Below are 22,324 nucleotides of genomic sequence, written 5' to 3' on the forward strand. Positions count from 1 at the left end.
TGTATCCTCCTTTAGGTTATTGGTCGGATCTCTCCGACATGACCCTCCTGCCTGTAGGTTGAGCGGTTATCTGTCGAACGAAATCAGAGCTTGATTTCGATCTCAACACCGGCGGGGAGCTCTAAGCCCATCAACGCCTCAACGGTTTTGTTGCTGGGTCTCAGGATGTCGATAAGTCTCTTATGGGTTCTCATCTCGAACTGCTCACGGCTGTCCTTGTACTTATGAACAGCGCGCAGAATCGTGACGATCTGCTTCTCTGTCGGCAGCGGTACCGGGCCGGAAACTCTTGCGCCCGTGCGCTTTGCGGTCTGCACGATCTTTTCAGCTGCCTGATCGACAACCTGATGATCGTAACCCTTAATTCTAATCCTGATCTTTTCTTTGACTGCCACTTAAATCGCCTCCTGTTAAATTTTAGTTGGCGGGCGGGGGTTTTTATGAACACTGGCCCGGGTGTTTCACCAAGAAGCCATATAAAAACCGGATATTCACTTTTGTGAAATCCGGGATGCTTTTGGGTCGGTGTAAAATCACAAAACCCTCATAAAAAAACCATTGATCTGCCTTTTTGTCCGGCCTGTGCGCCTTAGAAATCAACGCATGGTTCCGCGCGCCACTCCCGTAGGAGCCGCTCAGCGTATCAAATTGTGTCGCCCGGTTTGAAATCGGACATACTCCACGGAAAAACCGGCATGTCTCAGCCGCAACCTCCCGCTTCATCGCATATCTGTCGCAGTCACGCAAGTATTATTATAACAGGCAAAGTATGAAATTGCAACCCCTTTTTTCGAAAAATTTTTCAGCTTTTCTGCGGCTTTTTCCGTTTTTTCAATTTGCGCCGTATCTTGTGCTTTCACCCGCGCGGCATACAACCGACGAAGCAAAAAACGGGACGGCCCGACCGCCCCGTCTTTCTTTTTATCGCACACTTTCTATGCATCTACAGGCTCTACGCGCAGGAAATCCATCGTTTCCGCCGGCTCACGCCCGTCTGCAGAGAACACGAACTGCTTATCCTGCCCATCGTCCATGACTTCGAAAAAGGCGGTCGTGCCGTCGGCACCGTACACAAAGCGCAGCGTCTCAATTGCGTTTGACGCGGGATCATACCAGCCGCCGTCCGCATGGCGGATCGGCCCGTCCGGAAACGTCAGCTCCCACAGGCAATCCACCGGCTCGTAGATTTTCGTTCCCTGCGCCGTCTCCACCGTAAACGACGCCCGCAGCTCCGTCCTACGCAGGAACCGGCACAGCCGCCAGCCCTTGGCCTCCAGCGCGGCGGGCTCCGCCGCCGTACTGTCCTCCACCCGCACGCCGGAGAGGGAAATATGGAACGGCAGGGGCAGCGGCATAAGCCAGAGCACAAGCGCGAGCAGCACGATGCCCACGCAGACCCGCCCGATAATTTTCCGGTTTAATTTCTTCACAGTAATACTCCTATCATAAGAAACTAGCGGTTTAATGTACGGGTAATCTTCACTTCCGATCCATATCTATACCGCACCGGACCTGTTGTATCCTATCCATTATTGTCAACAGTTCATTAATATTTTTGAAATATTATTTAACCCCCCTTGATAACATGTCTCTTGTTATCAAGGGGGGTAACTTTATTTACCAGCCTGCGCGCACAACGTAGACGATCATATCACGTCTGCCGAATGCGGTGCAGTCTTCCAGCGTATCGTAGTAGAGGTCTGCCACGATGTCGCCGCACATGGCCGCTCCGCCGGTGTCCATGGCGTAGCAGTAGCCATATGTCCACGAGCCGTCCACCGCGGTGATGTACAGCAGCGAACCGTACGGGATGCGGTTTGGGTCTACGGCGACATAACCGACCTGCGGTGTAGCGCCGATGGATGTGACGGCGCCTGCCGGTGCATAGTATGCAGTGCAGGAGCCCGTAAGGCTATACTCAAAGGAGGACGGTGCGCCGGAAGCATCCGTGAAGACGTTCTGCTTCTCTTTTGTACCGCGCAGCACGACCGCGCTCTTCGCTTCCTTTAAAACTTCTTTCGTCTTGACGACGCGGTTTTCTTCCTCGCCGTCCGCATACGTGACCGTGTAGGTAACTTTGGCTTCACCTTCCACGCCCTCGGTCTTCGTCTCCGTTTCGCCCTCATAGAGCTCTTCGGTATCTTCGTATACCGTGCTGTACGCGACAGCTTCGTTCTCGGTGATCTCTTCGGTGTGGATGCGCACAACGCGGATCACATCGCCGCTCGATACGTTATCCTCTGCCTTCACCTGCTTTTCACCCTCTGCGGTCGCGACCAGAATGCGGTCGTTCTCGCCGAGCGTAATACCCATGGCTTCTACGGCATCGCTGTAATTTTCAGCGGCAACGCTCTTCTCGGTCGTTTTGCCGTCTGCCGTAACGGTGAGGTCAAGGTAACGCTGCACGCGGATGCGCATACCGTTTGTAAGTGCGGTATCCATGGCCGGTGTGACGGTGTCGTTTTCGCCGAGCGTGATGTCGGCGGCTTTCAGCGCGTCTTCTACGGTGCCCTCGTTGAGGTCTTCCATGCGGCGCTTGCCGTCTGCCGAAACAAACACACGCTTTGCACGGGTGATCTGCACGGCGATGTCTGCCGTAAGCGCGGCGGTGAGATCGGCATCTGCCGTATCTCTTGCGCCGAGCGTAATCTCGTTTTCCGCAAACACGTCGGAAAGCGTTTTGCCTTTCGGGGCTAAAATCATCTGGGAGGCGTTATCCTCCTTGACGGAAACGCGCACAAAGCGCTGCACGGTGAGCGTGCCGTTCTCCGGGGAGAAGTCGTAGGTATCGATGTCCGAAACGGGCGCCATGCCCTCGGTCTGTGCGCGGGAAAGAATATCCTGCGGGTTCTGACCGATCATACTGAATCTGTATGTTTCGGAGCCGTCATATACGGTGATATCGGCGGTATTTGCCATAACCGTAACAACGGAAGAGATGCTGAGCGCTGCAACCAGAACGACGATCAGAAGGATCTTCGGCATCAGGCTCTTTTGCTGTTTTCTAACATGCCGCATAGCTCTTGCTCCTTTCAAAAAACTGTGAAGCGTTTTGCGCTTCGATTTGGCAAAGCTTCGGCGGCCACCCCGCCCTCTTGCTTTGCGTCCACTACCTTTCCTGACCTTTGAAATACGGGTGCAAAATGCCCTTTCCAAAAGTCATTTGAGAGTATAATGTGAAAATGATGGTCTGTCAAGTTTTTCGAAAGGCTATTTTTGTGCAATATGCTGAGTTACGCATGGTGTTTTAATTTACATAACAACTCATTTGATATTTTTGAAAGCGATTATTTGCCTTTTTTACGGAACTTTTTTGCGGCGCTCTGTGCAATTTGCAAAAATTTTGCAAAGGCAAAAACATCGAACAAATTTTCTTATACCTTAATATTGTATATTCTTGCATATTCATTTCGGTAAATTTCGCGAACTTTCTGCGTTTTCCCGTTTTATACCGTATATTGTTCCGAATTTGATACATTTCATGTGCTGTGCGGCACTTTTCCTTTACAGCAGAAATTTTCAAAAAACCGCGGTCAAAAGGCAGGTATATTTCATAAAAAGCGTGCTGTATTTTGGGCAGCTCTCCGAAAAAATCGCATTTGCGGCTTTGGAAAGCGGGATGTCCGTTTCAATCGGGCCGATTTTGTGTCGAAATGCGTCTCACCGTGTCCGCAGAAAAAATTATCGTCAACCGATGTATAGAATACGCATGTTAAGTTTACATAACCCGAGTTTTGCATAGAGTTTTGTTTCCGTGCCGCGCACGTTTTTAATTTGCTTCTTATATATAATAGAACATCACGGGCAGCTTTTTAGGGCCGACCGTGATGCTTTATCTCACGCGTTCTGTTTCTTTATATAAGTGATAAGCTCGTTTGCCGCGGTGCGGTGTGCGCCCACACTGGGGTGGTCACGGCAGCCGCGATTTTTGAGGTCATCCGTCAGCGACAGAAATTCTGCGTTCGTGTCGCCCGTTTCTGCTTTGTAATCGTCTATGGCCTTTTGCAGCGCCGGGGCAAGCTCCAAGCCGAGCATACCGTAGATCCACACAAGACGGGCGTTGGGGTAATACCCACGCAATTGCTTTAAAAACGCGGTCGCGCCGTGCGCAAAACGCGCTTCGTCTTCGGGGTTCAGCTTACCGTCTTCCGTGCGGCGGTTCTGAAACGTCTCGCCGGTTGTTTCATCTGTCCAGGCAGGCTGTGAAAACGCGCCGCAGTCGTTTGTACCGAGGTTGATGAAGACGTAATTCGGCTGCCATTTTGTGAAATCATACGGCTCTTTCGCGCCGAGGGCAATGTTTTTTTCGCCGCTCAAAAGGCCGCAAAGCTGCCCGTAGATGGGCGGAATGGCACTGTTTGGGTCGTTGTTCCAGCCACAGCACACGCCCCAGCCACTCTGCGATGAGACACGGATATCGGCGTTTAAAGCACGGGACACCATGACAGCGTAGTTATTCTCCGCACTGAAGAACATGGAAATCCAGTCTGTTTCCGCTTTCGCGCCGATGTCGCCCTCGCCGCTCGTGATACTGTCGCCGATGAATTCGATCTTTAAATTGCGCTCCGGCACGGGCAGGAATTCGCCGTCTGTTTCGATGGCGTTAATCTGCAAAACACTCTCCGGGTCGGCGTTCATGGCCTGCGTATCTTTAAAGATGCGCACGTTCTTGACCTTTTCGGGGTCCATGCCGCGGAACACGCACACGCGCTCCGTGCCCTTTTGCGCCATGCGGCGGGAGAAGAACTCGCCATTCACCATAAAGCTGTACCACGGCTCGTGGATGTCCCAATCCGCCGTAAATTCCACCCACAGCTCGCTGCCGCGCACATTAAGCTCTAAGCCCGCCGCCGTCCAGAACAGCGTGAGCGGCGTTAACGAGCCGTTTGTGCGCCCGTGCACAAGGTGCGGAACTTCGGATAAGGTATATCGCTTGACTTCGCTCATTTTGCCTCCGCCTCGGCAAGCTCCTTCTTATAAAGATACTTGTCAATGTCTTCCTTGATGTTGTCCGGAATCTTCTTTTCCACCGGGAACACCGCCGCATTGATCAGCGTATCGGCATACGTGAGCACAATCTCCAGCGTTTTGCCGAGTGCCTCTGCGGAAAGGAACTCCATGGTATCAAAACGGTTGTGGATATACGCCGCACCTTTTGCACCGTCGCGGGAGAAGTTGATTGCCGGAATGCCGTTATCCGCAAACGGGATGGAATCGGAAGAATAAATGCTCTGGCGCGTCACAGCGGAGAGGCCGTTGATTTTGAGCATGTAATCGGTGTAGTGTACGAGGGATTCCTCGCCTGTGACAGCCGCCGTGTTATAGCCGAGGATCGGCGCACCGACGTCAACGTTAATCATGAAGACGTGATCTTTCAGCTCATCCTTGTGGTCGCGCACGAATGCCTTGCTGCCCTCGAGGCCGATCTCTTCACTGCCGTACCAGCAGAACTTTACGGTACGCTTCGGCGGGTGCTGCGCGAACCAACGCGCCGCTTCCATGTTGATGACGGAGCCTGCGCCGTTATCGTATACGCCTTTGGAAAATTCAACGGAGTCATAATGTGCGCCGAAGGAGATAATCTGCTCCGGATGCTCGGTGCCTTTGATTTCCGCAATCACATTGTGCGACGTGAGTGTAAGGTTCTTGTTCTGTACAGTAACCTTTGCGCGGGATGCACCCTTGTTGACGATCTCCATAGCGTCCACGGTGCGCAGCTGTACCGCCGGTGCATTGCCGAACGCACGCAGCGCACTGCGCAGCTTGCGTTGATGCAGATCGGTATTCTCGAGGTCATCGTGAATATCGCCGTCCATGGTGACGACAGCTGCGGCGCCCGCTTCCATCAGGCTGCGATACAGCGGCACGCGCAGAAAGCCGTTGACGAGCACAATCTTGCCCTTGACGTTCAACAGGTCAACCGGGAGCGCATTTTCCACGTAGACAAAATCCGCCGTAAAACCGTCTGCGGCGGTGCTTTCCGCGCACTGGTAACCGCGCACGGTATAGCTCTTGCGGTACGGCTCCAGAATCTCGAATGTCGCTTCCACTTCGGCGGATTCGATCTCAAACGGCTCAATCACGGCGGACAGACCAAAGCTTTCGCACTCCGCTTTCAGAATTTTCGCGGCTTTTAATTCTTCTGAGGAGCCGGCCACGCGCGTAAAGCCGATTTTATCGAGCAGTGCGAACGCACGGTTTTCATCATATTTTTTCAATGTAAACAACTGCCTTTCCCTTTGATTTTATACGGTATTTATTCCTATTATATAGTATACAAAATAAATTGCAAGCAATTTTGCGCCAAAATGAAAGTGTACGGCTTTAAAAATGCAAAAAGCAAGATCATTCCCTGCTTTTAGAGAATAATCCTGCAATTCTGCATATAAATTTACTTAAAACGCCTGTGTGCAGACGAATTTAATCTCTTCGATCTCCATGCCGGTCTGGCCGAAGTAGAGCTTGAGATAATTCGTGCCGCCGAACAGCACACCGATGTCCTGCTCCGCGGTAACGACCTCGCCGTTCGTGCCGTTGATCATAACCATGCCGCGCAGGTTGCCGTCGATGAAGATAGACATCGGAATCTGCGCCACTTCATTGGCGTTTGCTTTTACGCGCATGACAAACTTATAGAGGCCGTTTTTCTTATAGCGGATGCCGAGAATGGTGGAAGCGCCTTTTTCCGTATTGACTGCGGAAATGTCGAGCGGGGCTTCGCCATCGATGAACTGATACTCGCCGTTGAAATCGACGTAATCTTCGCTCGTCTTCTCCGCTTCTGCGGCTTCGCGCTCCTCATCGCTCATGCGGCCAAGGCTGCGCTCCATCACAGGCGAGTTCATCACGGTGCGGCAGATATTCATCGCAGAGCGCACGAGCGCGTCACGCGTCAGTCTGCCGTCTGCAAGGGCGTCGTCCAAATTATCGTGTTGGCTGTTCGAGGCGGCGTCCGCGTTAACCATGTTGAGGTCATTCTGCGCGCGCACCTGTGCAGCGACGTTCTCGCGGGTGGCTTCTTCGCCCTCGCGATCGTTGCCCTTTGCCCACCAGTCGGTCATAACGGTACCTATGAAGCCCCACTCGTCGCGCAAGATGGTCGTGAGCAGGTCGAAGTTGCTGGCCGTCCAAATGCCGTTCAGACCACCGTAGGTGGACATGACAGAGTATGCGCCGCCCTCTTTTACGGCCGTTTCAAACGCGCGCAGGTAAATTTCACGCAGTGCGCGCTCGGAAAGGACGGAATCGATCTCGGTTCTCTTAAACTCCTGGTTGTTGCAGGCAAAGTGCTTGATGGTGCCGGTGACACCGAAGCGGCGCATACCGCGCAGCTGTGCGGCGGCGAGCTTGCCGGTGAGCAGCGGGTCCTCCGAGAAATACTCGAAGTTTCTGCCGTTTAAGGGGCTGCGGTGGATATTGAGACCCGGGCCGAGAAGTGTATCGATGCGGTTTTTGCGTTGCTCTTTGCCTTGCATGGCGAAAAGCTCTTCATTCAGCTTCTCATTAAAGGTGCAGGCGAGCAAGGTGCCGTTCGGCAGGCTGAACGCGATGGTGCCGCAGTCCATACGAATGCCGGAGGGGCCGTCTGCACAGCAAGCTGTGGGAATACCGAAGTTGACGAGGTTTTCCGTGACGCCGCCGAACGCGCCTGCGGTGCCCGCTGTGACCTTCGGAGAGTTCATGCCCTCGCCGCGCATAAGGCAGATGAGGTCTTCGTCGGAAAGCTGCGCTACAAAGTCTTCCAGCTCCGCTTTGCCGTCGAATACATCGCCGAGCTTGATGCCCTTGTCGCCCGTATACGGCTTTGCAGGCTTTAATGCCGCCGCGCTGCGGGCCGCCATATCGTATTCGCGCTGCGGTGCGGGCTCGAATGCGATTGTGTTATTGTGATTCACCATGCGGTCAAACTTCGTGACCGGCGCGCACGCCTGCACACACGTGCGGGTAACGGTATCTTCTTTCACTTCAAAGCTGCCGGAGAGCTTTGCGCCGCGCACGCAGCCGCCCGTGTAGACGTTATACGCGCCGCTTTCAAGCACATAGCAGAATCTGTGTCCCGTAACGCCGCTGTCGTCGTAGGACGCAAGATTTGCGATTGGGAACGTGAGCGTAAGCGTTTCGCTTTCGCCCGGCTGCAGGGTTTCGGTCTTTGCGAATGCGGCGAGGCTTCTTGCGGCCTTGCCGAGCTTGCCCTGCGGTGCTTCAACGAAGACGGTGACGACCTCTTTGCCCTGCACGTCGCCGGTGTTTTTCACAGTGACTTTCTCTGTAACGGTCTCGCCGTCGAAATCGAAGCTTTCAACCGTGCGGGTGAAGGTCGTGTAGCTGAGACCGTAGCCGAACGGATACAGCACACAGTCTTTTGCGAACGTCTCAAAGTAGCGGTAGCCGACGTAGATGTCTTCTTTATAAATGACCCGTGTGGGATCACCGAAGCCCTCTGTAGACGGATAATCGCTGATGTCAAGCGCGATGGTGTCGCTCAGCTTGCCGCACGGTGTGACAGTGCCTGTGAGAACATCTGCAGCGCCTGCGCCGCCCTCCTGGCCGCCCTGCCAGACGTACAGCACAGCGGCGGGATCGTATTCTTTCACCCACTTCATATCCATGATATTGCCGACGTTCAGCAGAACCGCAACACGCTTGAACGCGCCGCAAACCTCTTTTAACATCTGATGCTCGGCGGCCGTCAGGAGATAGCTGCCCTCTGCGGCGCTGTTGTCCTTATCTTCACCCGCGGTGCGGCCGATGATGACAACGGCGATATCGGACTTTGCAGCGGCCTGCTCGGCGAGCTCTTTCGTGACGGGCATTTCCTCCTGGCACCACGGCTCCTGTGCCCAGCCCATGCCCTTTTCAAACGGATGGTCCTTCAGCCAGTCGCGGTAGGTCTGCTCCAGCTCCTCGTTGACGGAAATGTCTTTGTTTTCTTTTAAAGCGTCCAGAATGTTCGTGACGTAGCGGGTATTAACTGCGCCGCCGGAGCCTGTGCCGCTCTTATAATAGTCGAACTGAATTCTGCCGAACACGGAAACGCGCTCACCCTTTCGGATTGGCAGCGCCTTGTCGTCATTTTTCAGCAGCACGCAGCCTTCCGCCACGGCCTGCCGCGCCAGCGCGGCATACTCGTTCCAATCGATCTTATACGGATTGCTCATTTTATTTTTCCTTTCTGCATGATCTATGCCGTTTACGGTGTATTCTCTTTGTTATAATGATAAACGATTTTGTGGATTTTATCAAGCCGCACAGTTAAGTTTCTGTGAAAAAATCACGTGAACGAAAATTTTCGTTGTAAAACGCTTTAAAAACGGTTATGATACATATAAATAGAAACCCTTTACGGAAGGAGTTACCGTTATGCCTGCTTTTTATACCCATTATCGCTTTGGCTGCGATGTTTTAAAACAGCTGCCGGAGAACATCCGCAGCATTTGCACCGCGCACCGCGGGCTTTTTGACATTGGCTTACACGGACCGGACATCTACTTTTTCTATCGACCTGTTCTGCCGAACAAGGTGAACCGCATCGGCTATGCGGCACACAAGCGCTCCGGGCGCTACTTTTTACAGCGCGCACAGAAGGTCATTGCGTCTGCGCAGGACAAAGATGCTGCCCGCGCGTATTTCTACGGGCTTTTGTGCCACTTTACGCTGGATTCTATCTGCCACCCGTACATCCACACGGCGATGAAAGAATTCAACGTCACGCACGCGGCGACGGAGACCGCTTTCGACCGCGCTTTGTTACTCAAAGACGGTAAAGACCCACAGCACTTTGACCCGTGCGGTCATTTTGAAGTGAACACGCGCAACGCCGCCGTGATTACGCCCTTCTACACGCCGGAAGCTACTGTGGCGCTGACCGAAAAGAGCATCTCCTCCATGGTATTCTACGGCCGTGTGCTGTTCACGCCGAACAAGGCGCTGCGCCGCGCCATTGACACCGGGCTTTACATCACGTTCCACCACGACGCCATTGCCGATATGATGATGACCACGCAGGACGTGCCGAGCTGCAAGCTGTGCACGGAGCACCTTATCGAACTGTACGGCAAAGCACTGGAGCTTGCGAAAACGCTTTTCCCGGCTGCGCAAAAGCTGCTCCAAAACGAAAAAGTCTCCTGTCCGGAGCTTGACCGCACATTTGACGGCTGATTTCAATTTTTTACCAAAATGCCCGCCATGCAGGAATCAAGAGGTTCTGCACGGCAGGCATTTTATTTCCCGGGTTTTACCCTATAGCAAAAGCTCCCGTTCACGAAAGCCTGTGAACGGGAGCTTTGATTTTCACTTACAGATCCAATCAGATTTCCGGCTCTACCAGATGGCAGGCGCAGAAATGACCCGGACGAATTTCACGCAACTGCGGCTTCGACTCTCTGCACTTGTCGCAGGCGACCGGGCAACGGCCGGCAAAGTTGCAGCCTTTCGGCGTGTTGATCGGGCTCGGCACGTCACCGGAAAGAATCTGGCGGTGCTTCTGCGCTTCTGCACTCGGGTCCGGAATCGGCACTGCAGAAAGCAGAGCCTTGGAGTACGGATGCAGCGTGTGCGCATACAGATCGTCGGAAGAAGCGAGCTCAACGACATTGCCGAGGTACATAACGGCGATACGGTCGCTGATGTACTTGACGATGTTGAGGTCATGCGCAATGAAGAGGAACGTCAGTCCGAGCTGCTGCTGCAGGTCGTGCAGCAGGTTGATGATCTGGGACTGGATGGAAACGTCCAGTGCAGAAATCGGCTCATCGCACACGATGAATTCCGGCTCGATAGCGAGCGCACGGGCAATGCCGATACGCTGGCGCTGACCGCCGGAGAACTCATGCGGGAAGCGGTTGGCGTGCTCTTTGTTCAGGCCGACCAGCTCGAGGAGCTCGTATACGCGCTCCTGACGGCGCTTTGCGTCGTACATGCCGTGGATGACCATACCCTCTTCAATGATGGAGGAAACGGTCATACGCGGATCCAGAGAAGCGTACGGATCCTGGAAAATGATCTGCGCTTTTTTCGCATACTTGAAACGCGTTGCGGCGTTTTTCAGATTCAGCTCTTCGCCGGCATAGTAGAGCTTGCCGGACGTTGCGGGATAAATGCCCATGGCCACACGGCCGAGCGTAGACTTGCCGCAGCCGGACTCGCCGACAAGGCCGAGCGTTTCGCCCTTATAAATATCGAGAGAAATGTGGTCGACGGCCTTCAGCATACCGCCGGAAACCTTAAAGTGCTTGCATACGTCGTCCAGAACGATCAGTTTTTCATTACTGCTCATCCGGCTCACCCCTTTCTGCTGCGCTCGGGCAATCGGGATGGAGCAGCCAGCATGCTGCCTCATGACCCTCGCCCACCTTGAATACCGGCGGCTGCTCCTCATGACAAATCTTCATGCAGTGCGTGCAGCGAGCACCGAAACCGCAGCCCTTCGGCGGGTTCAGCAAATCCGGCGGTGTGCCGGGGATGGAAACAAGGCGCTGGGTCTTGTTCATATCCACGGACGGCAGGCTCTTTAACAATGCCTGTGTGTACGGGTGCGCATTGCGGTAAAAAATATCCTCGCAGGTGCCGGTCTCTACAACCTTACCTGCATACATGACCGCCACGCGGTCTGCCATGGACGCCACGACGCCGAGGTCGTGCGTGATGAGGATAATCGCGGTGCTAGTCTTCTCTTTGATCTCGGCGAGCAGGTCCATAATCTGCGCCTGAATGGTCACGTCCAGTGCGGTGGTCGGCTCATCGGCAATGAGGAGCTTCGGGTTGCAGGAAAGTGCCATTGCAATCATGGCACGCTGACGCATGCCGCCGGAGAATTCGTGCGGATACTGCTTTGCACGCTCTTCCGGGTTCGGAATGTTAACAAGGGAGAGGTACTTAATGGCTTCCGCCTTCGCCTCTGCCTTGGAAAGATGACGGTGGTGCTGAATGGCCTCGACAATCTGCTTGCCGACGGGCTTTGTCGGGTTCAGGCAAGTCATCGGGTCCTGGAAGATCATGGAAACTTCCTTGCCGCGAATCTTCTGCATTTCTTTTTCGTTCGCGGCTACGATGTCGTGCTCGCCGAGCTGCACGCTGCCCTCTTTAATTCTTGCGGGCGGCATGGGGTTCAGCTTCATAATGGTCTGCGCCGTGACGCTCTTGCCGCAGCCGGACTCACCGACGATGGCGAGCACTTCGCCCTCGCTCAGTGAGAATGTGACGCCGCGGACAGCCTTGACCTCACCGGCGTAGGTATCGAAGGAAACGTGCAGGTTCTGCACATCTAATACTTTATTCATGTTGAATTACCTCCTCAAGCGCGGGTCAAATGCATCGCGCAGGCCGTCGCCCAACAGGTTGAAGGAAAGCATTGTAAGGCTGATGGCAACTGCCGGCACAACAAGCTGGTACGGATACGTCATGAACACATCTTGACCGCCCTTTGCCAGAACGCCCCAAGATGGCTGCGGAACCGGAACACCGAGACCGATGTAGGAAAGGAATGCCTCGGTGAAGATCGCGCTCGGAATTGCGAGGGTGACGTTGATGATGATAACGGAAAGTGCATTCGGAATGAGGTGCTTTGCAATGATTCTGGAGCTCTTTGCGCCCATGGCTTCTGCCGCCACGATATACTCTTGGCTCTTGAGCTGGAGCACCTGACCGCGTACAAGACGTGCCATGCCGGTCCAGCCGGTGATGCCGTAGGCGACGACCATGGTGAAGATGCCCTTCGGGAGCACCATCATCAAAAGGATAACGACGATGAGGTACGGAATACCGTTGACGATCTCCACGATACGCATCATGATGGTATCAACCGCACCGCCGATGTAACCGGAAATACCGCCGTAGATCAAGCCGACGATGAGGTTGACGAACACGGCTGCGAACGCGATCATCAGAGAAACGCGGCCGCCTTCAAAGGCGCGCAGGAAAAGGTCACGGCCGAGGTTATCGGTGCCGAAATAGTGTACATGGTGCTGTCCCTCATAGCGGGAGTCTGTACAAACTGTCATGAAGCCCTTGTTGACTTCGCCAAGGTGCTGTTCACGGCTCTCAAACGGAGAGAAGAACGGCACGACGATGCAGGAAAGGATGAGGAGCACGATGATGAAGAAGCACACAACGGCAACTTTGTTTTTCATCAGTCTGCCGATGGCGTCTTTCCAGAAGGTCGTGCTCGGGCGGGAAATGCCCTCGCGGCGAGCGGAATCGGAACCGATCCACTCAAAACGGCTTTTATCTATCTGTGTCATACTCAGCCCTCCAATTTCACGCGCGGATCAATGAGACCATACGCAATATCGACTACGAGGTTCGCAATAATAAGGAACGCGCCGTAGAAAACCGTGGTGCCGCAGATCATGGTGTAATCGAGACCCTGAATGCTCTGCACGAAATACTTGCCGAGGCCCGGGATACCGAAAACGCTTTCTACAACGAAGCCGCCGGTGAGGATGCCTGCCGTGATTGGGCCGAGAACCGTGACGACCGGCATGATGGCGTTGCGCATTGCATGCTTAAAGATAATGCCGCTCTGGGAAAGGCCCTTTGCCTTAGCGGTCTTGATGTAATCCTGACCGAGAACGTCCAGCATGCTGGTACGCATCAGACGGGAGATCGTCGCGAGAGAACCGAAGCCGAGTGCGACAACCGGGAGAATGTGGCTGTTGAAGCCTTCCCAGCCGGTAATAGCGAAAATACGCATGCCCGTTGCCTGATACAGCTTGAGGCCGAGGAAGTACTGCAAAATAGAGGCCACAACGAACGACGGAACGGAAACACCGAGCAGTGCAATAATCATGGCAACTGTGTCGGCTGCCTTGCCGCGCTTGATGGCTGCGAGTGTGCCGAGCAGTACGCCGCCGATGAAGGCGAAGCAAATGGAACGGATACCAACATCAAACGAAACGGCAAATGCTTCGGTGATCATCAATGTAACCGCACGGTTATAGGTAAGGGAAACGCCAAGGTCGCCCTGCACAACATTACCGATATAAATGAAGAACTGCTGCCATACGGGCTTATCAAGACCGTATTTTGCATAAAGCGCTTCCATCTGTGCCGCGGGAAGCTGCTTTTCACCGGTGAACGGGTCGCCCGGAAGAAGCTGCATCATGAAGAATGTGATCGCGACCAACAGGAACAGGGTAACAATGGAATAGCCCACGCGCTTTAAGATGTACTTAGTCATGTGCAATCCACCTCTCTTTGATAGTTTAATAGAATGATTAAAGGTTATGCGGACAAAGCCGCCGACGTTTTTGGGAACGATGCCGCCAAAGCGTCCGCGGCCTTGTCCGATAAACGACAATATGACAATATAACAAAAAATGTGCGCAAAAGCTCGGAAATTATTCTGCCGCCTTTGGCACATCAATTTTGTGAACTTAGCGAATGCAGCTTGTATTGCCGTTCGCGGAAATCCCCAAAATTTCGGGGAAACAAGGCTTTACTCACCCAACACAGTGATGCGTATATCACCTAAAAGTGTTGAAGTAAAAGATTAAAAGAATAAATACAGTTCGGTGCGGCGTACCTTTTTGAGATACACCGCAAGCCGTAACCGTATTTGAATTTCTTTTAAGTATCCGGGTCAGCGCCCGTAAGGTTTTCGATTAGGAAAGCTTTACGTAAACAGCGTTGATATCCTGGAACGTAGATCTGTGCATACCGCCCTTGATCTTATCGGAGCAAGCATAGGACGGAGCTCTCCAGTAGGACGGGCCGATCGGGAGCTGATCCGCAATGATCTGCTCGCACTCGATGAAGTAGGACTCACGCTTTTCGAGGTCGGTCTCCTTGGATGCGAGGTCGATGAGCTCATCGTATCTCTCGTTGGAGAAGCCGGTCTGGTTGTTGCCGCCATCGGTGACCCATATGTCAAGGAAGGTGTTCGGGTCGTTGTAGTCCGGGCCCCAGCCGGTAACGGACATAACATAGTTGCCGGTCTTACGGTTCTGAGAACCCTGCTTGGTGATCATGGAGTTAACGGCAACCTCGATGCCGAGAACCTGTCTCCACTGCTCCTGATAGAAGGAAGCTTCTGCAATAGACGTCGGGGAGTCGCCGCAGTCGATGGAGAGGTGAGCGGAGAGATCATCTACCGTGCAGCCGAGCTCGGAGAGAGCCGTTGCAAGGTATTCCTTAGCTTTTTCCTGGTCACGGGACGGCGCATACAGCTCGCCGACCTTACCTGCAAAGGAGGTGCCGTCAGCAGCGGAAACACCGGGCGCCGTGAAGGAAGTCATCGGCTCGTTATCGTTCTGCCAAACCGTATCAATTTCCTTCTGCGCGTCAATTGCATTGAACAGTGCACGACGGAGATTTACATTGGAGAGATACTGGTCATTGTTGTTGAAGTAAATGTAGAATGCGGAACCATCCGTATAAGACTGAATCGTAGCACCTGCTGCTGTAGCCTGCTTGATGAGTTCGCCGGTGCCGAGACCGACCATATCCAGGTCGCCTGCGAGGAAGGAGGAGAGAGCTGCGTTGGCATCGGTGATGATCTTCCAATCGATCTCTTCAACTTCTACGTCTGCTGCGCCGTGCCATGCATCGTTTTTCTGCATAACGATCTTATCGTTGTGGCTCCACTCGGTAAGAGCGAACGGGCCGTTCGTGCAGAAGTACTGCGCTTCGGTGGAGTAGAGGTCTGCGCCTACAGCCTCATAGAATCTCTGGTTGATCGGAGCAAGGGTGCCGAAGGAGAACAGGAACAGTGCGTACGGAGTCGGCTGCTCCAGGGTAACCTCGAGGGTATAATCATCGACAACCTTTACACCAACTTCGTCCCAAGTAACTTCACCGTTGAAGTACTTTTCAGCGTTCTTGATGAAGTAGAGGAAGTAAGCGTAATCAGAAGCAACATCCGGGTTCAAAGCCTGACTCCAAGCGAACTCGAAGTCCTTCGCCGTAACCGGGTCGCCGTTTGTCCAAACGCCGTCCTTACGGAGGTGGAAGGTGTAGGTGAGGGTATCCTCATCGTAGTCCCAGCTCTCAGCTGCGCCCGGGGCTGTGTTGTCGTCATCGTCGAGGGTGACGAGGTTTTCATACATGTGCTTGAACAAGGCGAACTCAATGGAGTATGTGGAGGTCAGGGTGTTCAGGCCTGTCGGCTCCATACCTGCGTTCAGGCTGATGGTCTTTGCAGCGTCTACGGTCTTCGGGGTGAAGGTTGCCGTAGCGTCACCGGATGCAGCCGGGGTGGAATCTCCGGAGGCGGTGGACTCGGTGGATTCTGCGCTGCTTTCAGAAGCTGCGATGCTCTCGGTAGATGTCTTGGAGCTGTTGCCACCGCACCCAGCGAATGCGGAAACAACCAACGCCGCGGACAGAACCAGAGCTAAAACCTTTTTCAGTTTCATTTCTTGTTCCTCCTAATGTGATAGGTGATAGAATTATGAAATTTTCGTTCAAAGAAAATTCATATTGCATACATAATACAGCATAAATCGCTAAATCGCAAGTGGCAAAACTATGGAAATCCTGTCCTAATTTTCGTGTATTTTTGTGAATTATGACCTTGAGGCATATACACACCGTGCAGTTTTTCATGATAGTATTGCAATTTTGTAATTAAATCCGCCCAAAATCCGCCAAAAAAAGCCGCATCAGGGGCGTGTCCTCTACAAAAATACAAGTTTCCGTGTATTGTGCACGAACGACGGATAGAAACCGAATTCCTGCATTTTACGGCGAAATCCGACAAGTTTTCTCCTGTTTTTGAAAGAGAACGCGCAAAAATGCAGTTTACCCGGAAAATATGTTGGACATTTTCAAAGTTTTGTCCACCTGCCTCTCCCCTATGTGCGCTGTTTTCTATGCGTTTTTTGCTGCAATGCCATCCTATATATAATAGTATATGATATTCCAATATCGATATAGAATACGGATTTTTGCTTTAGTTTGCATCAGATGTCCTTCACTATGCATGCTTACCGGTTTTTGTGCAACTGCGGAAAACAAAACGGAACCCCTTCGCCGTGCAGACGAAGAGGTTCCGTAATGCAAATTTAAAATCAGCCGTGGATAGAGTAGTTCGGGGCTTCCTTCGTAATCTGAATATCGTGCGGATGGCTTTCCTTCAAACCCGCACCCGTAATGCGCACGAACTGTGCCTTCTCGTGCATTTCCGGGATATTTGCGCAACCCACATAACCCATGCCGGAGCGCAGACCGCCGACCATCTGATAAATGGTATCTGCGAGCGGTCCCTTATAAGGCACGCGGCCCTCAACGCCTTCCGGAACGTACTTCTTGTTGTTTGCCTGGAAGTAGCGATCGCTGGAGCCCTTACCCATAGCGCCCAGAGAGCCCATGCCGCGGTAGACCTTGAACTGTCTGCCCTGATAGAGCTCGTACTCGCCCGGGGTCTCCTTGCAGCCTGCAACAAGGGAGCCGAGCATAACAACGCTTGCACCTGCTGCGAGCGCCTTGACGATATCACCGCTGTACTTGATGCCGCCGTCTGCGATAACCGGAACGCCGTATTCCGCCGCCGCGCATGCTGCGTCATACACAGCCGTGACCTGCGGCACGCCGATGCCGGCAACCACACGGGTGGTGCAGATGGAGCCCGGGCCGATGCCGATCTTTACGCAGTCTGCGCCGGCTTCGATAAGCGCACGGGTGCCCTCTGCCGTTGCAACGTTACCCGCAATGAGCTGGAGGTCCGGGTATGCTTTCTTGACCTTTTTCACTGCTTCGATGATGCCGCTGTTGTGACCGTGTGCAGAATCGAGCACGACAACATCGACCTGTGCTTCCACAAGGGCAGCAACGCGGTCCAAAACGTCAGCCGTAGCGCCGATAGCCGCGCCGCAGAGCAGACGGCCGCCTTCGTCTCTTGCAGAGTTCGGGTACTGCACAGCTTTTTCAATATCTTTAATCGTGATGAGGCCCTTCAGATAGCCCTTTTCATCGACAATCGGAAGCTTTTCGATTCTGTGGTGGCGCAGGATCTCCTGTGCATCCTTGAGGGTGGTACCGACCGGCGCGGTGACGAGGTGATCCTTCGTCATGACGTTTTCGATCTTCTGGTCGAAATCGGAGCCGGACATGAAGCGCAGGTCGCGGTTCGTGATGATGCCGACGAGCTTGCCGTTTTCGCAGATCGGCACGCCGGAGATCTTGTAGCGGCCCATGAGGTTATCCGCCTCGCGCACGGTGTTCTCCGGCGCAAGGAAGAACGGATCAACGATAACGCCGTTCTCGGAGCGCTTGACCATATCGACCTGATCGGCCTGACGCTCAATGGACATGTTCTTGTGAATGATGCCGATGCCGCCCTCACGCGCAATGGCAATGGCCATATCCGCTTCCGTGACGGTATCCATAGCCGCCGTCATAATGGGGGTGTTCAGCTTGATCTTCTTTGTGAGATGAGTGGAAATGTCTACCTGACTGGGCAGTACGTGTGATTCTGCCGGGATCAGAAGAACGTCGTCAAAGGTGAGCCCCTCTTTGACAAACTTAGAGGTGAATTCTGTGTTCAGCATACCGTCAACCATCCTTTCGCCTTGTGCACCGTGTTTTGTTGTCTTTATGCGGTAATTTCCGCATACCGCATAGGAAAAATTTCCCGGCAAGCCGGGGGAAATATATTATTTGATATTAGATTGTACCACTTTCGCGGTACATTTTCAACTGTTTTGTCCTCGAAAAAACAGAGATACCCGCTGAGCGTTCTATGCGCTTTTTAGGGAAAAGCCACAAAAAGCGGTTTTATGTGGCTAACTCCCGGACTTTGGGACGATTTTTGCAGGATTTTGACGGACTGAACTTCTAAAAAGCACTCCTCAAGGCCTCATCCACTTCCTCGAAAAAGGCTGACTGAAAGCCTTATTCGTTCTTGCTCCGATAGCACTCCTTTTTATAATATATTAGAAAGTGCTCCCTTTGTAAAAAACTTTATACGGAAATTACAAAATGTCTTGACACTCCGTCCTGTTTGATATACCCTAAAACTACTATATCAAAAGCATATCTCCCGTACCCGACACATTCGGCGCACGGCATATTTTCCGCGCTCCCCCTATTACACTCGGCCCTATTGGGCTAAAAGGATGGTTTTTCATGAACAAGCTTCGCAGATTGCGCTCCCTCTCCCCGGAGATGGCGGAAACGCTACGCCTTGCCGGCGTGCAGGGCATTTTTTGGGCGGCCATGGCGGTAGGCAATTATCAAACAGTCTACCTGCAAAGCATCGGCTTTCCCGCTACGGATTTCGGCTTATTAAACGCCATTGCCTGTGCCGTCGCTATTTTCGCCATGACGTTTTGGGGCACGGTGAGCGATCGTATCGGCAGCGTGCGCAAAATTGTCATTTTAACGCTGACGCTCGGCTGCGGCCTTTTCATTTTTGTGCCGCTCATTCCGACGGGGCAATCCTACTCAACGCTATTATTTCTAATCTTGATCCCGATCATCAACTTTTTCCGCGTACCGATGTCGCCGTTTGTCGATAACCTTACGGTGCGCAACTGTGCGGAGCATCGACTGAATTACGGCATGGTACGCAGCAGCGGCTCGCTTTTATTTGCCATTGCCGGTGTTATCACGGTAAACGCGCTCATTCCTGCGGCGGGTGTGCCTTCGACGTTCTGGGTGATGGGCATTGTGATGATTCCTGCCATTGTTCTGACGTATTTCTGCTTTGAGCCGCAGAGCGGCAAGCGTGTAAAAAAGAGCGCAACGGGTGCCGGCGTACTGCTGAAAAACTACGCATACATGGCGTTTCTCATTTTTGCATTCTTCTTCCAGATGGCCGTGGCGTTTGAAGGGAGCTTCTTGACGTATTACATGGCGGATATTCAGATCGATACCGTCAATCTTGGGCTCATTCTCTCCGTGCGTGCTATGATGGAAATCCCGTTTCTGTTCTTCATCGGCCGCCTGCGCCGCCATATCAAGATGAAATACCTCATCATGCTTTCTGCAATTTTGATGGCGACGGAGTGTCTGTGCTTCTGCTTCCTTGTGAATTCGCTGCCGACTATGTTGGTATTTGCCGCGTTTTACGGCCTTGGCAACGGTGCATTTCTCGGCACGGGCACGAACTATATCTATGAGCTTGCACCCGTGGAGCTGCGTGCCACGGCGCACAGCCTGTTCATTTCCGTGGCGCAAATCTCCGGCATTCTCGGCAACCTGCTCGGCGGCGTTCTGTTTGACACCATCGGCGGCAAAGCGTTCTATGGCGTAACAGCCTGCATGTTTCTCGTTTCCGTTGCGATCTTCGCCGCAAGCTTTCTCTTCCACCGCAATAAAAAAGAAACGGCTGCGGCATGACCTTCAAATACTCTGTGCTCTTAAAGGCTCGCTTCGGCGGGCCTTTTGTTTTGTCTGAAAACACACGCCTTTTTTGTATATGTCGAAATAACGTTTCCAATCCATTTTACGCTGCTTTTTAGCGTACCCGCACGCAACATGTCGTAAAAATGAATGCGTAAAGTATATTGCCTTTCCATATATAGCCGATACCTTGTGAAAAACTTAGTTTCCCCCACTATACCGTGTGCTTTTCCACACTTTCCACCGAGTTTTCCACACCGTAATTTTGCAGAATTATGCATATTTATACACAACTTCGTTCTGCGATTGTATGGTTGTTTGTTCTCGCATCGTGGACACATCTGTGTATATCTGTCGAAATGTGTCCGTAATCGGAGATACATACGTTCGAAACTGTTGAATATTCTTTCACTCCTTTAAGTTGAAAATCTGTTTTCCACATATCCTCAGAAAAAGTTTTACACAAGACGATGGCGAAAACTGTTGCCTTTTGAAAGTTCGTGTTCTTTCGTTCCGCTTTGCATCATTTCTCCTATTTTTTAATACGGTCATCAGAGCAAGTCTTTCTATAAGCAGACGGCAAAAGAGGCACATGCATTTTACTTTGCATGTGCCTCTTTTGTCACCTATTTAATTTGCAAAAATCACTTTTTCGGGACGATAACTTCCTTGCCGCCCATGTACGGACGCAGAGCTTCCGGGATGCGAACGCTGCCGTCTGCCTGGAGGTTATTCTCAAGGAATGCGATGAGCATACGCGGCGGTGCAACAACGGTGTTGTTCAGCGTGTGGGCAAGGTACTTGCCGTTTTCGCCGTTTACGCGGATGCGCAGACGGCGCGCCTGTGCGTCACCGAGGTTGGAGCAGCTGCCGACCTCAAAGTACTTTTTCTGGCGCGGGGACCACGCTTCAACGTCCACAGACTTAACCTTAAGATCTGCGAGGTCGCCCGAGCAGCACTCGAGCGTGCGGACCGGGATATCCATGCTGCGGAACAGGTCTACGGTGTTCTTCCAGAGCTTATCATACCACTTCATGGAGTCTTCCGGCTTGCAGACGACAATCATTTCCTGCTTTTCAAACTGGTGAATACGGTAAACGCCGCGCTCCTCGATGCCGTGTGCACCTTTTTCCTTACGGAAGCACGGAGAATAGCTGGTCAGCGTGAGCGGCAGTTCGGCTTCCGGCAGGATCTGGTCGATGAATTTACCGATCATGGAGTGCTCGCTGGTACCGACGAGATACAGGTCTTCACCCTCGATCTTGTACATCATGGAATCCATTTCCGCAAAGCTCATAACGCCGGTAACAACGTCGCTGCGAATCATATACGGCGGGATAACATACGTGAAGCCACGGTCAATCATAAAATCGCGCGCATATGCGATAACGGCGGAGTGCAGACGCGCGATGTCGCCCATCAGATAATAGAAGCCGTTACCTGCAACGCGGCGTGCAGCGTCCAGATCGATACCGTTGAAGCTTTCCATGATCTCCGTGTGGTACGGAACCGGGAAATCCGGCACGACCGGCTCGCCGAAACGCTCAACCTCGACGTTTTCGCTATCGTCTTTGCCGACCGGCACGCTGGCGTCGATGATATTCGGGATCGTCATCATGATCTTGAGGATCTTCTCATCGAGCTCTTTTTCTTTAGCCTCTGCGGCGATGAGCTCATCGGACTGTGCCTTGACCTGTGCCTTGACCTGCTCGGCCTCGGCCTTCTTACCCTGACCCATCAGCGCACCGATCTGCTTGGAGAGCTTATTTCTGGAAGCGCGCAGGCTGTCGGCCTTCTGCTGCGTAGCGCGTTTTTCGGCGTCCAGCTCGATGACTTCATCGACAAGCGGAAGCTTTGCGTCTTGGAACTTTTTCTTGATATTCTCGCGGACAATGTCCGGGTTTTCTCTCAAAAATTTAATATCGATCATTTTGGAACATTCCTTTCGGTTATTTGTGGCTTTTTAAGCGTTTTTCTTGGTTCTTGGGCTGGTTTCGCATCGCGAAACTCCAATAGGCAAAAAGTGTTTCGAGCTCCGCGAAG

General features: G+C 52.8%; 17 protein-coding genes. 3 read left to right on the plus strand and 14 right to left on the minus strand.

Features of this window, described 5'->3' with window-relative positions:
* Positions 1 to 83: 83 nt before the first annotated feature.
* From rpsJ to ACI0CA_RS15650, 7 genes are all read right to left on the minus strand, one after another.
* A complete protein-coding gene (gene rpsJ / locus ACI0CA_RS15620) occupies positions 84 to 395 on the minus strand; it encodes a 30S ribosomal protein S10 (protein WP_176819645.1) in 312 nt (103 codons plus the stop codon).
* 324 nt (positions 396 to 719) lie between these two features.
* On the minus strand, positions 720 to 932 hold the full coding sequence (locus tag ACI0CA_RS15625; protein WP_308449470.1) for a hypothetical protein: 213 nt from the start codon (positions 930 to 932) through the stop codon (positions 720 to 722).
* Between the two features lie 3 nt (positions 933 to 935).
* On the minus strand, positions 936 to 1,430 hold the full coding sequence (locus ACI0CA_RS15630; protein ID WP_308449471.1) for a hypothetical protein: 495 nt from the start codon (positions 1,428 to 1,430) through the stop codon (positions 936 to 938).
* 187 nt (positions 1,431 to 1,617) lie between these two features.
* Positions 1,618 to 2,985, minus strand: coding sequence for a ubiquitin-like domain-containing protein (locus tag ACI0CA_RS15635; protein ID WP_446807019.1), 1,368 nt, complete (start codon positions 2,983 to 2,985; stop codon positions 1,618 to 1,620).
* An 852-nt stretch (positions 2,986 to 3,837) separates the two neighbouring features.
* Entirely contained in the window at positions 3,838 to 4,947 is a 1,110-nt protein-coding gene (locus tag ACI0CA_RS15640) for an SGNH/GDSL hydrolase family protein (RefSeq protein ID WP_446806646.1), read from the minus strand.
* Positions 4,944 to 6,218, minus strand: coding sequence for a M28 family peptidase (locus ACI0CA_RS15645; protein ID WP_308449474.1), 1,275 nt, complete (start codon positions 6,216 to 6,218; stop codon positions 4,944 to 4,946). The genes ACI0CA_RS15640 and ACI0CA_RS15645 overlap by 4 nt, the downstream gene beginning before the upstream one ends.
* Before the next feature lie 177 nt (positions 6,219 to 6,395).
* On the minus strand, positions 6,396 to 9,158 hold the full coding sequence (locus tag ACI0CA_RS15650; protein WP_308449475.1) for a glycoside hydrolase family 3 protein: 2,763 nt from the start codon (positions 9,156 to 9,158) through the stop codon (positions 6,396 to 6,398).
* Positions 9,159 to 9,360: 202 nt separating this feature from the next.
* On the opposite strand from ACI0CA_RS15650, the gene ACI0CA_RS15655 reads away from it, so the two are divergent.
* A complete protein-coding gene (locus ACI0CA_RS15655; protein WP_308449476.1) occupies positions 9,361 to 10,158 on the plus strand; it encodes a zinc dependent phospholipase C family protein in 798 nt (265 codons plus the stop codon).
* Positions 10,159 to 10,306: 148 nt separating this feature from the next.
* On the opposite strand, the gene ACI0CA_RS15660 is transcribed toward ACI0CA_RS15655, so the two are convergent.
* Genes ACI0CA_RS15660 through ACI0CA_RS15675 form a run of 4 tightly spaced genes read right to left on the minus strand, consistent with a single transcriptional unit; the run spans position 10,307 to position 14,176 of the window.
* Entirely contained in the window at positions 10,307 to 11,275 is a 969-nt protein-coding gene (locus tag ACI0CA_RS15660; protein ID WP_176819651.1) for an ABC transporter ATP-binding protein, read from the minus strand.
* Complete coding sequence (locus tag ACI0CA_RS15665) at positions 11,265 to 12,278, minus strand: ABC transporter ATP-binding protein (RefSeq protein ID WP_176819652.1); 1,014 nt, start codon at positions 12,276 to 12,278, stop codon at positions 11,265 to 11,267. Before ACI0CA_RS15665 ends, ACI0CA_RS15660 begins: the two co-directional genes overlap by 11 nt.
* 6 nt (positions 12,279 to 12,284) lie before the next feature.
* Positions 12,285 to 13,238: an ABC transporter permease gene (locus tag ACI0CA_RS15670; RefSeq protein WP_316520678.1), complete on the minus strand. Its 954-nt coding sequence runs from the start codon at positions 13,236 to 13,238 to the stop codon at positions 12,285 to 12,287.
* Positions 13,239 to 13,240: 2 nt separating this feature from the next.
* The gene (locus ACI0CA_RS15675; RefSeq protein WP_412353232.1) at positions 13,241 to 14,176 is read right to left on the minus strand and encodes an ABC transporter permease; all 936 of its coding nucleotides are present in this window, start codon (positions 14,174 to 14,176) and stop codon (positions 13,241 to 13,243) included.
* Between the two features lie 33 nt (positions 14,177 to 14,209).
* Here ACI0CA_RS15675 and ACI0CA_RS15680 point away from each other — a divergent pair, with 33 nt between their 5' ends.
* Entirely contained in the window at positions 14,210 to 14,470 is a 261-nt protein-coding gene (locus tag ACI0CA_RS15680; RefSeq protein ID WP_446807020.1) for a hypothetical protein, read from the plus strand.
* 130 nt (positions 14,471 to 14,600) lie between these two features.
* Here the strand turns inward: ACI0CA_RS15680 and ACI0CA_RS15685 are convergent, their stop codons facing one another.
* Together ACI0CA_RS15685 and guaB are read right to left on the minus strand one after the other, a co-directional pair.
* Positions 14,601 to 16,352 carry a peptide ABC transporter substrate-binding protein gene (locus ACI0CA_RS15685; RefSeq protein ID WP_446806645.1) on the minus strand — a complete coding sequence of 584 codons (1,752 nt, stop codon included), beginning with the start codon at positions 16,350 to 16,352 and terminating at the stop codon, positions 14,601 to 14,603.
* A 654-nt stretch (positions 16,353 to 17,006) separates the two neighbouring features.
* Positions 17,007 to 18,485 carry an IMP dehydrogenase gene (guaB, locus tag ACI0CA_RS15690; protein WP_176819656.1) on the minus strand — a complete coding sequence of 493 codons (1,479 nt, stop codon included), beginning with the start codon at positions 18,483 to 18,485 and terminating at the stop codon, positions 17,007 to 17,009.
* 577 nt (positions 18,486 to 19,062) lie between these two features.
* Between guaB and ACI0CA_RS15695 the strand changes: the two genes are divergently transcribed.
* A complete protein-coding gene (locus ACI0CA_RS15695; RefSeq protein ID WP_395506962.1) occupies positions 19,063 to 20,277 on the plus strand; it encodes an MFS transporter in 1,215 nt (404 codons plus the stop codon).
* Positions 20,278 to 20,924: 647 nt separating this feature from the next.
* Here ACI0CA_RS15695 and serS read toward each other — a convergent pair.
* A complete protein-coding gene (serS, locus tag ACI0CA_RS15700) occupies positions 20,925 to 22,211 on the minus strand; it encodes a serine--tRNA ligase (protein WP_446806644.1) in 1,287 nt (428 codons plus the stop codon).
* Positions 22,212 to 22,324 lie beyond the last annotated feature (113 nt).

Origin of the sequence: Hominenteromicrobium mulieris (assembly GCF_046197855.1) — a bacterium.
In the GTDB taxonomy this organism is placed as follows: domain Bacteria; phylum Bacillota; class Clostridia; order Oscillospirales; family Acutalibacteraceae; genus Hominenteromicrobium; species Hominenteromicrobium mulieris.

Bases quoted from the DNA above. Each gene is read 5' to 3' on its own strand.
- ACI0CA_RS15635 (WP_446807019.1), bottom strand. From the start codon at position 2,985: ATGCCGAAGATCCTTCTGATCGTCGTTCTGGTTGCAGCGCTCAGCATC.
- ACI0CA_RS15640 (WP_446806646.1), bottom strand. From the start codon at position 4,947: ATGAGCGAAGTCAAGCGATATACCTTATCCGAAGTTCCGCACCTTGTG.
- ACI0CA_RS15650 (WP_308449475.1), bottom strand. From the start codon at position 9,158: ATGAGCAATCCGTATAAGATCGATTGGAACGAGTATGCCGCGCTGGCG.
- ACI0CA_RS15655 (WP_308449476.1), top strand. From the start codon at position 9,361: ATGCCTGCTTTTTATACCCATTATCGCTTTGGCTGCGATGTTTTAAAA.
- ACI0CA_RS15660 (WP_176819651.1), bottom strand. From the start codon at position 11,275: ATGAGCAGTAATGAAAAACTGATCGTTCTGGACGACGTATGCAAGCAC.
- ACI0CA_RS15665 (WP_176819652.1), bottom strand. From the start codon at position 12,278: ATGAATAAAGTATTAGATGTGCAGAACCTGCACGTTTCCTTCGATACC.
- ACI0CA_RS15670 (WP_316520678.1), bottom strand. From the start codon at position 13,238: ATGACACAGATAGATAAAAGCCGTTTTGAGTGGATCGGTTCCGATTCC.
- ACI0CA_RS15675 (WP_412353232.1), bottom strand. From the start codon at position 14,176: ATGACTAAGTACATCTTAAAGCGCGTGGGCTATTCCATTGTTACCCTG.
- ACI0CA_RS15680 (WP_446807020.1), top strand. From the start codon at position 14,210: ATGATTAAAGGTTATGCGGACAAAGCCGCCGACGTTTTTGGGAACGAT.
- ACI0CA_RS15685 (WP_446806645.1), bottom strand. From the start codon at position 16,352: ATGAAACTGAAAAAGGTTTTAGCTCTGGTTCTGTCCGCGGCGTTGGTT.
- guaB (WP_176819656.1), bottom strand. From the start codon at position 18,485: ATGCTGAACACAGAATTCACCTCTAAGTTTGTCAAAGAGGGGCTCACC.
- ACI0CA_RS15695 (WP_395506962.1), top strand. From the start codon at position 19,063: ATGAACAAGCTTCGCAGATTGCGCTCCCTCTCCCCGGAGATGGCGGAA.
- serS (WP_446806644.1), bottom strand. From the start codon at position 22,211: ATGATCGATATTAAATTTTTGAGAGAAAACCCGGACATTGTCCGCGAG.